This window comes from Massilia agilis (assembly GCF_024756255.1).
Classification (GTDB): Bacteria; Pseudomonadota; Gammaproteobacteria; order Burkholderiales; family Burkholderiaceae_D; genus Telluria; species Telluria agilis.
In genome coordinates, this window is the sequence record NZ_JANUHB010000002.1 from 329,602 (window position 1) to 343,765 (window position 14,164).

The window sequence follows — 14,164 nt, forward strand, 5'->3', positions numbered from 1 at the left end:
CCCGTTATAATCCGTATTCCGACTTCCACGCCAAAAGGTTCCCGACCGTGTCCGATCGCATCAAAGTACTGCCGCAATACGTGCTTCCGAAGCAGGCGCTGACCTCTCTTGCCGGCCGCGTGGCCGGCGCCAAGGGCGGGGCGATGACGACGCGCCTGATCCGCTGGTTCGTGGACAAGTATGGTGTGAACATGGCGGAAGCCGAGAATGCGGACATTGCCAGCTACGCCAGCTTCAACGAATTCTTCACCCGCCCGCTCAAGAGCGGCGTGCGCCCGCTGGCCGACGCCGATTTCGTCTGCCCGGTGGATGGCGCGATCAGCCAGTTCGGGGACATCGACGAGCACGAGATCCTGCAGGCCAAGGGCCACAAGTTCACCACCACCCAGCTGGTGGGCGGCGACGCTGCGCTCGCGGCGCAGTTCGCGCACGGCAGCTTCGCCAACCTGTACCTGAGCCCGAAGGACTACCACCGCATCCACATGCCCTGCGAGGGACGCCTGACCCGCATGATCTATGTGCCGGGCGCGCTGTTCTCGGTGAACCCGACCACCGCGCGCGGCGTGCCGGGCCTGTTCGCCCGCAATGAGCGCGTGGTGTGCGTGTTCGAGAACCCGCAATGCGGCCCGTTCGTGATGGTGCTGGTGGGCGCGACCATCGTCGGCAGCATGGCCACCGTGTGGCACGGGGTGGTCAACCCGCCGCGCCTGCCGCAGCTGACCGAATGGAGCTATGGCGCCGAGCCGCCGGTGGTGCTGCGCAAGGGCGAGGAAATGGGGCGCTTCCTGCTCGGTTCGACGGTGGTCATGCTGTTCAAGAAGGACACCATCGCGTTCAATCCGGGGTGGGCGCCGGAGCGCCCGGTGCGGCTGGGCGAGATGATGGGGAACGGCCCGCGCCGCACGGCGTAATCAGGCGGCCTCGCGCCGGCGCGCCTCGCTGCAGCACATCTCTTCCATCAGGTCGAGGAAGGCGCGCGTCTTGGCCGCCATCAGGCGCCGCCCCGGGAACACGGCCCAGCCGGTGTTCGGCGGCAGCTCCCACTCCGGCAGCACGCGCACCAGCTCCCCCTTCTCCACGTAAGGCCCGGCAAAGCGCCCGGAACTGGCCGCAATGCCCGCGCCGCTGCAGGCGATGCGCGCCAGCAGGTCGGGCGAATTGGCGGTCAGGCGCGCCGGCAGCGTGCGCTCCCACACCACCTTGCCGCGCGTGAGCACCCACGGCACCGGGCCGCCGTTGCGCGACAGGATGCACAGCAGGTCGTGCTCCACCAAATCGTCGGGATGCTCGGGCAGGCCGCGCTGGGATATGTACGAGGGCGCGGCGTACAGCCCGAAGCGCTCGAACGAGACGCGGCGCGCGTTGAGCGTGGAGTCTTCCGGCAGGTCGCCCATCCGGATCGCGATGTCGAAGTTCTCGGCCAGCAGGTCCACCCGGCGCGGTGACAGGTCAAGCTCCAGCGTCACCTCGGGATAGCGCTCGAGGTAGCGGCTGATCACCTCCACCATGCCCAGGTTGGCAAAGTCGCCCGGCAGCGAAACGCGCAGTTTGCCGCTGGGCGCGGCCTGGCGGTGCTGGGCCAGCGCATCCACCGCCTCCACCTCTTCCGCCACCTTGCGCGCATGCTCGAGCAGGCTGGCGCCGAATTCGGTCACCACCAGCTTGCGCGTGGTCCGCTGCAGCAGCCGTTCGCCAAGGCGCGCTTCCAGCAGCGAGATGCGGCGCGAGACGGTCGACTTGGGCAGCTCGACGCGCTGCGCCGCCTTGCTGAAGCTGCCAACCTCGACAATCCGGGCGAACAGCACCAGGTCATTCGGTTCGATATCCATATTGTTCCACTGGCTGAATAATGTTATCCATTTTACTGTCTTCCGGCTCGATTTTGGAATTGGTAAAGTGCTTTCTATCGAATTCTCACTGAAGAAGGAAGCACAGATGAACATCCTCCAGCTCAACTCCAGCCTGCGCGGCGCCCAATCCGAATCGATCCGCGTGGCCAACTCGATTACCGCCAAGCTCGTCGCCGCCCACCCGGACGCCAAGGTCAAAGTGCGCGACCTGGTGGCCGACAAGCACCCGATCCTTGACGAAGAGACGCTCGGCGCCCTGTTCACGCCCGCCAACCAGCGCACCGCCGAGCAGGCCGCGCGCGTGGCACTGGACGACGCGCTGATCGCCGAAGCGCAGGCCGCGGACATCATCGTGATGGGCGCGCCGATGTACAACTTCGCGATGCCGGTGCAGCTCAAGGGCTGGTTCGACGCGGTCTCGCGTGCCGGCGTGACCTTCCGCTACACCGAGGCCGGCCCGGAAGGCCTGCTGAAGAATAAGAAGGTGTACGTGGCCGCGGCGCGCGGCGGCGTGTACCCGAAAGAGTCCGATCCGCAGGTGCCGCAGATCGTCACGCTGCTGAACTTCCTGGGCCTGAAAGACCATACCTTCGTGTATTCTCCGGGCCAGGCAATGGGACCGGACGCGGCAGCCAAGGGCCAGGCAGAGGCCGACGCCGCAGTCGAAGCGCTCGCGTAATCCACCCACCGGCGCCAGGCGGCGCCACTACAAGGAGCACAGCATGACACAGCAGTTGAAAGCAGAAAGCGTCACCAAATCGCGCGGCGTGGAGCGCCTGGTCGGTGGCCAGTTCGTGATGGACGGCGCGGGCGTGAAGATCAACCGCGTGCTGACCGGTCCCTTGCAGCGCCGCCTGGACCCGTTCCTGATGCTCGACGCGTTCGGCAGCGACAAGGCGGGCGACTACATCGCCGGCTTCCCGTCGCACCCGCACCGCGGCTTCGAGACCGTGACCTACATGCTCACGGGCCGCATGCGCCACCGCGACAGTGCCGGCAACGAGGGCCTGATCACCAACGGCGGCGTGCAGTGGATGACCGCCGGCCGCGGCGTGGTCCACTCCGAGATGCCGGAGCAGGAGGAAGGCCTGATGGAAGGCTTCCAGCTGTGGCTCAACCTGCCCGCCAAGGACAAGATGACCGAGCCGTGGTACCGCGACATCCCGAACGAGGCGCTGCCGCGCTTTGCGCTCGACACCGGCGCCAGCGTGCAGGTGATCGCCGGGACCACGCATGGCGTGACCGGGGCCGTGGTGCGCGAGGGCACCGAGCCGCTGTACCTGGACGTGCACCTGCCGGCCGGCGCCAGCTTCGACCTGCCGCTGCCGGCCGGGCACAACGCCTTCGTGTACGTGTACCGCGGCGAGCTGGTGGTCGATGGCAAGGCGGTGCCGCAGGCGCGCATGGCGATCCTCGACAATGCCGCCGATGCGGACGGCGTGCGCATCAAGGCCGCGCAGGACAGCCGTTTCCTGGTGATCGCCGGGCGGCCGCTGAAGGAGCCGATCGCGCAGTACGGTCCGTTCGTGATGAACACCGAGCAGGAGCTGTTCCAGGCAGTCGAGGACTTCCGCGCCGGGCGCTTTGCCTGATGGGCTGGCGCGGGCCGTGCAGCGATGCGCGGCCCGCGCTTACGTTACACTTGTGGCATGTGCCAACTCCGCCACCTGCCGCCATGCCGCTGATCCCCGTCCTGACAAGCCTGCTGGCGCGCGCCAGCCGCGCGCTCGGGTTCGAGACCGTCGACGCGTTCCCGCCCGGGCATGCGTACGCGCGCACGCGCTGGGACCGCGCGTACTTCGACATCGCCTCGGACCTGAAGCCCGATGCGATCGAGCGCGCCATGTGCCAGTCGATCGCCAACACCCCGGCCGTATTCGCGCATATCGTCAACCCGACGCCGCGCATGCAGCGCGCCCTGCTCTCGGTCATCGACGAGCGTGCGCGCCGCTCCTGCGGCCAGCCGGGCGAACTGCTCAAGCTGCTGGTCGATGCCTACGCCAGCCCGCACACGCTCGAAGCCTTTCCCGGCCTGCGCGCGCTGATCGAGCAGACGCAATGGATGGACAGCGCGGAGCGCATGCGCCATGTGGCGGCATTCCTGCGCGAGCGCCGCGAAGCCGACGTGATCGAGTCGGCGCCAAACGTGGTTCCCCTGCGCCTTGCGCAGCCAGAATAGAAGGAAAGACTGATGGCCGAACAATCGAAATATGTACCTCCCAAGGTATGGGAGAACGCTGCCTCCGGCGGCACGTTTGCCAACATTAACCGCCCGGTGGCAGGGCCAACCCACGAGCAGGCGCTCCCGGTCGGCAAGCATCCGCTGCAGCTGTATTCGCTGGCCACGCCCAATGGCGTGAAGGTGACGATCATGCTCGAAGAGCTGCTCGCGCTCGGCCACAAGGGCGCGGAATACGACGCCTGGCTCATCAAGATCAACGAGGGCATGCAGTTTTCGAGCGGCTTTGTCGAGGCCAACCCGAACTCGAAGATCCCGGCGTTGGTGGACCACAGTGGCGAGGCGCCGCTGCGCGTGTTCGAATCGGGCTCGATCCTCGTGTACCTGGCCGAGAAGTTCGGCGCTTTCCTCCCGACCGAGCTGCGCGCGCGCACCGAAACCTTCAACTGGCTGTTCTGGCAGATGGGCTCGGCGCCCTTCGTCGGCGGCGGGTTCGGGCACTTCTACGCCTACGCGCCTGAAAAATTCGAGTATCCGATCAATCGCTATGCGATGGAGACCAAGCGCCAGCTCGACGTGCTGGACCGCCTGCTGGCCGGCCGCCGCTACGTGGCCGGCGACGAGTACACGATTGCGGACATGGCGATCTGGCCGTGGTACGGCGGCATGGTGCGCGGCGAGCTGTACGACGCGGCCGAGTTCCTGTCGGTGCACGAGTACCAGAACGTGCGGCGCTGGGCCGACGAGCTGGCGGCACGTCCGGCGGTGATCCGCGGACGCAAGGTCAACCGCGTGCGCGGCAAGCCGGAGGACCAGGTGCCCGAGCGGCACGACGCGGCCGACCTGGACTGAGCGCGTGGCGCCGGCGCCATCCTGCGCCGGCGAGCGCAAGCGTTCGGGCTACCAGCCGGGGCTTTCCCAGATAAAATAGCGAATCCGCTATTTATTTGGAATACCCCCGTCATGAGCTCCCCACGCAAGCTGCAGTTTAAATCCGTCAACTACACCGGCCTGGGCCAGGGTCCGCGCGTCATCATCATGGGCGCGACCCACGGCAACGAAACCTGCGGCACCAAGGCCATTCTGCGCGTGATGGAGGAGATCGACAGCGGCAAGCTGTACATCGCGGCCGGCAGCGTCACCTTCGTGCCGATCGTCAACCCGCTCGCCTACGCCCAGAACACCCGCTCGGGCGACCGCAACCTGAACCGCGACCTGTTCCCCAAGGCGGATCCGCAGGACTTCGAGGACCACGTGGGCAACTGGCTGTGCCCGCTGCTGGCGCAGCACGAGGTGCTGCTCGACCTGCACTCGTTCAACGCCAAGAACGGCGAGCCGTTCTGCATGGTGGGCCCGCTCAACAACGACGGCCCGCTGGAGCCGTTCCGCCATGCCGAGAAAGAGCGCGCGCTGGCGCGCCGCCTGGGCGTGCGCCGCTTCGTGACCGGCTGGCTGGCGACCTACGGCCAGGGTGTCAAACGCCGCAGCCGCGGCAATGCGGCGGAACTGGAAACCGTGCTGCGCTACGGCATGGGCACCACCGAATACATGCGCTCGACGGGCGGCTATGCACTCACGCTCGAGTGCGGACAGCACGAGGACCCGACGGCGCCGCAAGTGGCCTACCGCGCGATCGTGAACACCCTCGCCTTCCTCAAGCTCATCGACGCGCCCGAGCCAGCCCCGGTACCGTTCGAGGAAATGGAAGCGCTGGCAATGGTGGCAGTGCACGACAAGCTCGATGCGAACGACCAGTTCTCGCGCGCCTGGTCGAGCTTTGACACGGTCGCCGAGGGCGAGCAGATCGGCGTGCGGGCGGACGGCACGCCGGTGGTGGCCGAGTTCAGCGGGCGCATCCTGTTCCCGGACACCAATGCCGCGCCGAACCATGAGTGGTATTACCTGACCCGGCCGAATCCGCAGTTCGGGCGCGAGTGAGTCGCTCCCGTCCGCAACCGGGACGCGCCGCTGCCGGCTTGACGTAGGGTGGGCGGGTCTCCCGCCCGCGCGTTCAATCATTGCATGCGTGATTTGAACGCGTGGGCAGAATCTGCCCACCCTACAACTACCAAAACCCGCGGTTCACGACGAATTCTGCGGCTGGCGCGCGCCCGCGCGTTCCAGCCGGACCAGGTGCAGGTTGCGCAGGTAGATCAGCACGCCCAGCAGCTGCCCGGCACTGAACACCGGGTCGCGCCGGTGCAGCGCGTACACCAGCAGCACCACCGCCCCGAGGATGCTGAAGTACCAGAACGACACCGGAATCACGCTGCGGTGCTGGCGTTCGCTGACGAACCATTGGATCACGAAGCGCGCCATGAACAGCGCCTGGCCGCCAAAGCCGATCACGAGCCACCACAGGTCCTCGTCCATGTCACTCCCCTTTCGACTGGCGGCGCAGCTGCAGCCTGGGCAGCATCTGCAGCATTTCCCACGCCCCCCAGACCAGGCACACCAGGCCCAGCGTGCGTTGTAGCGGCAGCACGGCCGGAATGCCGATGTGCCTGCTGAACAGCAACCAGGCCGCCACCACCAGCAGCACCACGCCCGCGGCCAGCCCGCCGAGGCCCGCCGTCTTCCAGCCGTAGCGCCCGTACAGGCCCAGGCCAGTCCAGGCCGCCAACCAGCCGCCCAGCATGCCGCCGAGCAGGTCGAGCGGCCAGTGCACGCCGACCATCACCCGCGACAGGCTTACCAGCGTGGCAAGCACCAGCAGCAGCACGCGCAGCAGGTAATGGCGCGCCAGGCCCATGATCCAGATCCCGGTGATCGCGAAGATCGCGGCCGCATGGCCCGAGGGGAAGGACACGGCCCGATAGGCTGGCCCGGCCTGGAAGAATTCGCCCGGCGGAAAAACTGCGATCGGACGGGGCACGTTGATGATTTGCTTGACGCCCTGCACGTACAACGTGGCGATCACGGCGGCAATCAGGGCCGCCCAAAAACACTGGGGCGAGCGCTTGATGCAGGGCAGGACCAGGGCCAGCGCGACGGCACCGTCGCCCAGCAGCGTGAAGTTGACCCACACGTTGTCCCCGAGCCGGTGGCCGGCATGGTTCAGGACCAGGAACAGGCTGTGGTTGCTGCCGGTGGCGGCGATCCAGCCAAGCAGCATGGCGGCCACCAGCGGCGGTGCCCATGCCCATGGCGAACGGGGAAATGTTTTCATCGGGTCTCCTCAACTCTCGATGCGCGCCAGCACCACCCCACCCTTGCGGTACAGCACCGATATCTCGCCAAGGCGCGCCAGCTCGTCGCTGCGCGTGAGGACGACGTCACCCTTGCGCAACACATCGGCGCGCGGGGTCACGGCCTGGCGATAGAGGCTGAAGCTGGGCACGTTGAACTGCCAGGTGCGCACCGGCAAGCGCGCGGCGCGCGCGAGCAGCGCGGCTTCCTTGACCGGTCCCTGCTGCAGGGCCGCGATGGCGGGCAGCGCCAGGCCGCCGAACGCGAACGCGCACAACAAGGCGCACCCGGCCAGCCGCGGCCACAGCGGGCTGCGCGGCATCAGCGCCAGCCCGAGCACGCACAGCATCAGGGCCGCGGCGGCGATCTGCCATTCGGCGCCAAAGACGTCTGCCTGGCTGAGCATTTCCCGGTAGTAGGGGTTGCGTGTGCGCGGCCCGAAAATGCGCGCCGCGTGCGGCAGCGCGACCACCAGGCCCATCAGCAGCAGCGGTGGCCCGAACGCCAGCCACCGCGACGCCAGCACGTGCCGGTGCAGCGCCATCAGGATGAACAAGGGCGTGATGCCATAGAGCAGGTAGTGGGGCAGCTTGGTGCCCGCGATGGAGAAGAACAGGAACACGAACAGGAACCAGCACCACAGGAAAGTGTCGAGCGGCGTCGCCCGCAATCGCGGCAGCTCGCGCAGCGCGCGCAGGAACAGGCCGGTGTAAGGCAGGAGCAGCAGCAGCGCCACCGGCACGTAGTACAGCAGGCCACCGCCGTGACCCTGCAGCGGCGCCACGAAACGCTCGACATTGTGGCGCAGGAAGAAGCCGTCGATGAAGGGCTGCCCCTGCTCCAGGTATTCGAGCAAATACCACGGACCGGCAAGCACGAGCAGGATCAGCCACCCCACCGGGTCGCGCAGCGCCTTCCACCATCGCGCCAGCTGGCCTTGCAGCGTGTACGCAGCAAGGCTCGCCGCGGCGGGCACGAGCAGCGCCACCGGCCCCTTGGTCAACACGCCCAGCGCCATCCATAGCCAGGCGCGGCGCCGGTAGCGCACGCGCGGCTCGACCAGGTAACGGTAGATATCGAACATGGAGAGCGCGAGGAACAGGTTGAGCAGCGCGTCGGCAATGGCGCCGCGGCCGATCACGGTGACGCCGAGCGTGGTGGCCGCGATGAAGGCGGCCGCGTACCCCGCCGCCTCCCCCGCCTGCCTGCGCGTGAACACGAGCACTGCCACCACCCAGCCGGCGCTGGCCAGCGCGGAAGGCAGGCGCAGGGCGAATTCGTCGAGGCCAAACCAGCTCACGGAAAGCGCCTGCAGCCAGTAGGTGAGGATCGGCTTGTCGAAACGCAGCTCGCCATTGAGCCAGGTGGTGACGAAGTCGCCGCGCTCGAGCATTTCGCGCGTGGCCTCGCTGAAGGCGCCCTCGTCCACGTCAAACAGCGGAAAGTCGCCAAGGCGGAAAAACAGCCCCAGGTAGAGCGCCAGCGCCACCGCCAGCATCGGCCGCGCCTGCATGGCGGTGCCGCGTGCGGCCAGCCACAGCGCACGCGCGCCGTTCATGCGCGGGGCAGCGTCCTTGCTCATCCCGCGCTCCCCTCGCCTGGCCCGCCGCCAAGGACTTCGCGCACCAGGTAGGTACGCCTGCCGCTCGATTCGAAATAGGTGCGCGCCAACATTTCGGTGACGATGCCGGTGCAGATGAATTGCACGCCGATCACGGCCAGCAGGATGCCCAGCATCAGCAGCGGGCGGTTGGCGATGTCCTCGCCGTCCATCAGCTTGCGCCAGGCCAGCCAGCCGAGAGCGACCGCACCGCCAAACCCGCACAGCAGGCCAATGCGGCCGAAGAAATGCCCCGGCGCGGCCCGGTAGCGTGCGAAGAAATACATCGACAGCAAGTCGAGCAGGACCCGGAAGGTGCGCGACAGCCCGTACTTGGACTGGCCGTGCACGCGCGGAAAATGGCTGACCGGCTCTTCCCTTATCCGCTCGGGCGAGGTGACGGTGGCCATCCAGGTTGGGATGAAGCGGTGCATCTCGCCATACAGCCGCACCTGCCTGATGACGGAAGTGCGAAAGATCTTGAGCGAACAGCCATAGTCGTGCAGCCGCACGCCGGTGACCGCCACGATCAGCCGGTTGGCACACCACGACGGCACTTTGCGCACCCAAAGATTGTCCTGCCGGTCGCGCCGCCAGCCGACCAGCAGGTCCAGGTCTTCATCCAGCAGCCGCCGCACCATGCGCACGATGTCGTGCGGGTTGTTCTGCAAATCGCCGTCCATCGTGGCGATGATGTTGCCCTCGGCCACGTCGATGCCCGCCTGCATGGCCGCGGTCTGGCCGAAATTGCGCTGCAAGATGACCGCGCCGATGCGATCCGGGCAGAGCGCGACGGCCTCGCGGATGCGCGTGGCGGTGCGGTCGCGGCTGCCGTCGTCCACCAGGATCAGCTGCCACGGCCAGGGCGAGGCTGCCATCGCAGCCTGCACCTGGGCCACCAGCGGCAGCACGTTGTCCTCTTCGTTGTACATCGGCACCACCAGCGACAGCCGGTCCGGCCCGCTGCGATCTGCCGGCGTGGGATTGCGAAGTGGCATCGGCGCCGGCTGCAGGTCACGCATAGTAGCCCTGGTACCAGCGCACGAAGCGGTCGATGCCGGTGGCAAGCGGCGTGGCCGGCGTCCAGTGGATCGCGTGCTCGAGGTCGCGGGTGTCGGCGCAGGTGGCCACCATGTCGGCCCCGGGCATGGGCCGCGGCAGCCGCTCGGCCTTGCGCCCCAGCGCCCGCTCCAGTTCGTCGATGAACTCGGTCAGCTCGACCGGCTGCTGGTTGCCGACGTTGTAGATGCGGTAAGGCGCATAGCTCGTGGCCGGATCGGGATTTTCCGCATCGAACCCTGGGTCGGGTGTGGCCGGGTGCGCGGCCAGCCGCGCCACCGACTCCACCACGTCGTCGACGAAGGTGAAGTCGCGCAGCATCTTGCCGCCGTTGTACACCTCGATCGGCCGGCCCTGCACGATCGCGTGCGCGAACAGCATCGGCGCCATGTCCGGCCGCCCCCACGGTCCATACACGGTGAAGAAGCGCAGGCCCGTGGTCGGCAGCCCGTACAGGTGGCTGTAGCTGTGCGCCAGCAGCTCGTCGCTGCGCTTGGTGGCCGCGTACAGGCTCACCGGGTGGTCTGCCGGATGGTGCTCGGAAAACGGCATTTGCCGGTTGGCGCCGTAGGTGCTGGAACTGCTGGCGTACACCAGGTGCCCCACGCCGTGCTTGCGGCAGCATTCGATCACGTTGCCGAACGCGACCACGTTGCTCATCACGCATTCGTGCGGATGCGTGGCCGAATAGCGCACGCCCGTTTGCGCGGCAAGATGGATCACGCACTCGAAGCGCGCGGCGGCAAACAGCTCCTCGACCGCCGGCGCCTGCGCCAGGTCGACGCGGGCGAAGCGAAATTGCGCGTCGGGCAGCAGCTGCGCCAGCCGCCCCTCCTTGAGCGCGGGCTCCGCACACGGGCCCATGTGATCCACGCCGAGCACCGTTTTGCCTTGCGCGAGCAGGTGCCGCGCGACATGCATACCGATAAAACCAGCCACGCCGGTGAGTAAGATCATCGGAAATGTCCAGGGTTGGATTGAAATGGTCAGCGCGCCGCAAGCGCGAATGGCTGCCATCTTCGCCGCGCGCGAAAACACGGCGGACGACCCAAATCAAACGAACACTGGATTGCGGTACGGTGCTTCCCGCCAGGCACGACGAGCAGATGCGTCAGGAAAAACAATGCGGCATTGCGCCGCGAAAGCGACGCTCAGGCAGGCGTGACCAGCTTGAGGCCGACGATGCCGGCCGCGATCAGTGCAATCGAACCCAGGCGCAGCGCGCCGGCCGGCTCGCCCAGCAGCACCATGCCGGCGATCGCGGTGCCGATGGTGCCGATGCCGGTCCAGACCGCATACGCCGTGCCAAGCGGCAGCTGGCGCAGTGCAATGCCGAGCATGCCCACGCTGCCCGCCATCGCAACCAGCGTGAACACCGACGGCCACAGGCGCGTGAAGCCGCTGCTGTATTTCAGGCCAACCGCCCAGGCGACCTCCAGCAGGCCCGCGATCAACAGGTAAAACCAGCTCATGCGACACTCCCGGCCCGCGCGCGTCCAGCCGGGCTCGTCAAGAAAAAGAACGGCGCAGTATAGCACCGGGCCACGGCAGATTTTTCAATGCATATGTGTCGTTTATCCTGCCGCGCGGTGCTATTCTTGCCGACAATTTATTTCCCGCTAGAGGATGACCATTTTGAAGAAGCTTGCTCCGCGCGCCATCGCGCTTGCCATTGCCTCCGTATTTACTTTTGGCGCCGGCGCCCATGCGGCCACCACCGCCGTGCGCGCACCGAATCCCTTCCTGTCGCAGGCCGATGCCGCCGCGCGCGCTGCACGCGTATCGAACGTCGACTACGTGCTCGATTTCACGCTCACCGGTAAGGAGAGCTTTGCCGCCACCACCGCGCTGTCCTTCGACCTGAAGGACACCGGCGCCCCGCTCACGATCGACCTGGACAAGGCCACCATCAAGCGCCTGGTCGTCAACGGCAAGGAAATCAAGCCCGACTACAACCAGTGGTTCATCACGCTCGCGCCGCAAGACCTGGCCAAGGGCCGCAACACCGTCACCGTCGACTACGAACGCCTGCACAGCACCAACGGCGAGGGCCTGCACCGCATGGTGGACCCGGTGGACGGCCGCGCCTACACCTACTCGCACTTCGAGCCGGCCGCGGCGCACCAGATGTTCGCCTCGTTCGACCAGCCCGACCTGAAGGGCACCTACCAGCTGAACGTGACCGCGCCCGCCGACTGGGTGGTGGTGTCGGCCACGCGCGAGACGCGCATCGAAGACGCAGGCGGTGCCCGCCGCTGGATCTTCCCGAAGACCAAGAAGCTGTCCGCCTACAACTTCTCGCTGCACGCCGGCCCCTACAAGATGTGGGAAGACACCTCGGGCAAATACCCGATGCGCCTGTTCGCGCGCCAGTCGGTGGCCTCGCAGATCAAGCCGGCCGAATGGTTCCGCTACACCAAGGCGGGCCTGGCGTTCTTCGACCAGTACTACGGCATTCCCTACCAGTGGGAGAAATACGACCAGATCCTGGTGCCGGACTTCCTGTACGGCGCGATGGAAAATGCGGGCGCGATCACCTTCGCCGAAAACGGCTTCATGTTCAAGGCCGACATGACGGCCGGCCAGCGCCAGACGCTGGCCATGGTCATCATGCACGAGATGGCGCACCAATGGTTCGGCGACCTGGTGACCATGAAGTGGTGGAACGGCCTGTGGCTGAACGAAAGCTTCGCCGAATTCATGGGCGTGCTGGGCACCGCCGAGGCCACCGAATTCAAGGATGCCTGGCAGGCCTTCTATTCACAGCGCGAGGCCAACGCCTACGTGCAGGACCAGAAATCGACCACGCACCCGATCGAAGTGCCGGTCGCCTCGACCCAGAACGCGTTCGACAACATCGACGCCATCACCTACTCGAAAGGCGCGGCCACGCTGATGCAGCTGCGCCAGCTGCTCGGCGCGGACGTGTTCCGCAAGGGCGTGCACAACTACCTGGTCAAGTACCAGTACCGCAACGCCACGCTGGACGACTTCATCGGCACGCTGGGCCAGACCGCGCACCGCGACCTGTCGAAGTGGACGCGCGAATGGCTGTACCAGCCGGGCGTGAACACCATCGCGGCCAGCTACAGCTGCCAGGGCGGCAAGATCGCCTCGTTCACCATCGACCAGAGCGCGACCAGCCAGTTCCCGACCCTGCGCGAGCAACGCGTGCAGGTCGGCAGCTTCCGCATGAACGGCGACAAGCTCGAACTGGTCAAGAACGTGGCCGTCACCTACTCGGGCAAGCAAACCCGCGTGAAAGAGCTGGTGGGCAGCGCCTGCCCGGACCTGGTCTATCCGAACTACCAGAACTGGGGCTTTGCCAAGGTCCAGCTCGACCAGCGCTCGTTCGAAACCGCGCGCAGCCACCTGGCCGCCGTCAGCGACCCGCTGCTGCGCACCATGCTGTGGCAGAGCCTGTGGGATGGCGTGCGCGACGGCAAGTTGCCGCTCAACGATTTCGTCTCGGTCGCGCTGAACAACGCGCCGCAGGAGAAGGATTACACGCTGCTGGGCGACGTGCTGGGCAAGATCACCGCCTCGCACGAGTACATCGGCAAGATGGGCCTGACGGGCGCGTGGGCGCAGCAGACCGGCAAGGCGCTCGAGGACATGGCCTGGAACGCCACCGCCGCCGCCCGTGGCGACGACAACTTCCAGCGCCGCTGGTTCAGCGTGTACGTGGACCTGGCCGGCAGCAAGGAAGCGCTGGCACGCCTGGCTTCGATGCTTGACGGCAGCACCAAGGTCGAGGGCCTGGACGTGAACCAGGACCTGCGCTGGAAGATCATCCAGCAGCTGAACCGCCACAACTGGCCGGGCAGCGCCCAGCTGGTGCAGGCCGAGCAGGCGCGCGACAAGTCCGACGCTGGCCAGGCAGCGGCGCTGGCGGCAACCGTCGTGCGTCCGGACCCGGCCACCAAGGCCGAATGGCTCGCCACCACCGGCGACCTGCAGACCAAGCTGCCGTTCTCCAAGATCCGCACGGCGATGGGCTACCTGTTCCCGGCCGAACAAGTGGGCCTGAGCGAGCAGAGCGCGCAAGAGCGGCTGGACAAGCTGCCCGAGATGGACAAGAGCGCCGGCCCGGTGTACATGCGCTCGTACTCGTACAGCATGATCCCGACCGCCTGCACGAGCGCAAGCGTCAAGCGCCTGTCGGAGGCGGCAGCCAAGATGACCGCGCTGTCGGCCGGCACCCGCCGCTCGCTGGCCGATGCGCTCGAGGAAGACCAGCGCTGCGTGACGATCAAGAATGCGCTGACGGTGCCCAAGTCCTGACCG

General features: G+C 67.0%; 14 protein-coding genes. 7 read left to right on the top strand and 7 right to left on the bottom strand.

Annotation, left to right across the window (positions count from 1 at the left end; genetic code table 11):
- The first annotated feature begins 47 nt into the window (after nt 1–47).
- A complete protein-coding gene (gene asd / locus NX774_RS08370; protein ID WP_258821720.1) occupies nt 48–911 on the top strand; it encodes an archaetidylserine decarboxylase in 864 nt (287 codons plus the stop codon).
- Here asd and NX774_RS08375 read toward each other — a convergent pair whose 3' ends face one another.
- On the bottom strand, nt 912–1,829 hold the full coding sequence (locus NX774_RS08375) for a LysR family transcriptional regulator (RefSeq protein ID WP_258821721.1): 918 nt from the start codon (nt 1,827–1,829) through the stop codon (nt 912–914).
- 106 nt (nt 1,830–1,935) lie between these two features.
- Here NX774_RS08375 and NX774_RS08380 point away from each other — a divergent pair, with 106 nt between their 5' ends.
- The 5 genes from NX774_RS08380 to NX774_RS08400 all read left to right on the top strand — a co-directional run bounded on the left by NX774_RS08380 (nt 1,936) and on the right by NX774_RS08400 (nt 5,967).
- A complete protein-coding gene (locus tag NX774_RS08380; RefSeq protein ID WP_258821722.1) occupies nt 1,936–2,529 on the top strand; it encodes an FMN-dependent NADH-azoreductase in 594 nt (197 codons plus the stop codon).
- A 43-nt stretch (nt 2,530–2,572) separates the two neighbouring features.
- On the top strand, nt 2,573–3,442 hold the full coding sequence (locus NX774_RS08385) for a pirin family protein (RefSeq protein ID WP_258821723.1): 870 nt from the start codon (nt 2,573–2,575) through the stop codon (nt 3,440–3,442).
- Nucleotides 3,443–3,525: 83 nt separating this feature from the next.
- Entirely contained in the window at nt 3,526–4,029 is a 504-nt protein-coding gene (locus NX774_RS08390) for a hypothetical protein (protein ID WP_258821724.1), read from the top strand.
- A 12-nt stretch (nt 4,030–4,041) separates the two neighbouring features.
- Nucleotides 4,042–4,881, top strand: a complete 840-nt coding sequence (gene yghU, locus NX774_RS08395; protein WP_258821725.1) for a glutathione-dependent disulfide-bond oxidoreductase — start codon at nt 4,042–4,044, stop codon at nt 4,879–4,881.
- Between the two features lie 111 nt (nt 4,882–4,992).
- Nucleotides 4,993–5,967, top strand: a complete 975-nt coding sequence (locus NX774_RS08400) for a M14 family metallopeptidase (RefSeq protein ID WP_258821726.1) — start codon at nt 4,993–4,995, stop codon at nt 5,965–5,967.
- A gap of 144 nt (nt 5,968–6,111) precedes the next feature.
- Here NX774_RS08400 and NX774_RS08405 read toward each other — a convergent pair whose 3' ends face one another.
- The 6 genes from NX774_RS08405 to sugE all read right to left on the bottom strand — a co-directional run bounded on the left by NX774_RS08405 (nt 6,112) and on the right by sugE (nt 11,349).
- On the bottom strand, nt 6,112–6,402 hold the full coding sequence (locus NX774_RS08405; protein ID WP_258821727.1) for a lipid-A-disaccharide synthase N-terminal domain-containing protein: 291 nt from the start codon (nt 6,400–6,402) through the stop codon (nt 6,112–6,114).
- Between the two features lies 1 nt (nt 6,403).
- Nucleotides 6,404–7,198, bottom strand: coding sequence for a phosphatase PAP2 family protein (locus NX774_RS08410; RefSeq protein WP_258821728.1), 795 nt, complete (start codon nt 7,196–7,198; stop codon nt 6,404–6,406).
- A 9-nt stretch (nt 7,199–7,207) separates the two neighbouring features.
- Nucleotides 7,208–8,800, bottom strand: a complete 1,593-nt coding sequence (locus tag NX774_RS08415; protein ID WP_258821729.1) for an ArnT family glycosyltransferase — start codon at nt 8,798–8,800, stop codon at nt 7,208–7,210.
- Nucleotides 8,797–9,840, bottom strand: coding sequence for a glycosyltransferase family 2 protein (locus NX774_RS08420; RefSeq protein ID WP_258821730.1), 1,044 nt, complete (start codon nt 9,838–9,840; stop codon nt 8,797–8,799). The genes NX774_RS08415 and NX774_RS08420 overlap by 4 nt, the downstream gene beginning before the upstream one ends.
- Entirely contained in the window at nt 9,833–10,834 is a 1,002-nt protein-coding gene (locus tag NX774_RS08425) for an NAD-dependent epimerase/dehydratase family protein (protein ID WP_258821731.1), read from the bottom strand. The genes NX774_RS08420 and NX774_RS08425 overlap by 8 nt, the downstream gene beginning before the upstream one ends.
- A gap of 194 nt (nt 10,835–11,028) precedes the next feature.
- Nucleotides 11,029–11,349 carry a quaternary ammonium compound efflux SMR transporter SugE gene (sugE, locus tag NX774_RS08430; protein ID WP_258821732.1) on the bottom strand — a complete coding sequence of 107 codons (321 nt, stop codon included), beginning with the start codon at nt 11,347–11,349 and terminating at the stop codon, nt 11,029–11,031.
- A 163-nt stretch (nt 11,350–11,512) separates the two neighbouring features.
- Here sugE and pepN point away from each other — a divergent pair, with 163 nt between their 5' ends.
- Entirely contained in the window at nt 11,513–14,161 is a 2,649-nt protein-coding gene (pepN, locus tag NX774_RS08435; RefSeq protein WP_258821733.1) for an aminopeptidase N, read from the top strand.
- Nucleotides 14,162–14,164 lie beyond the last annotated feature (3 nt).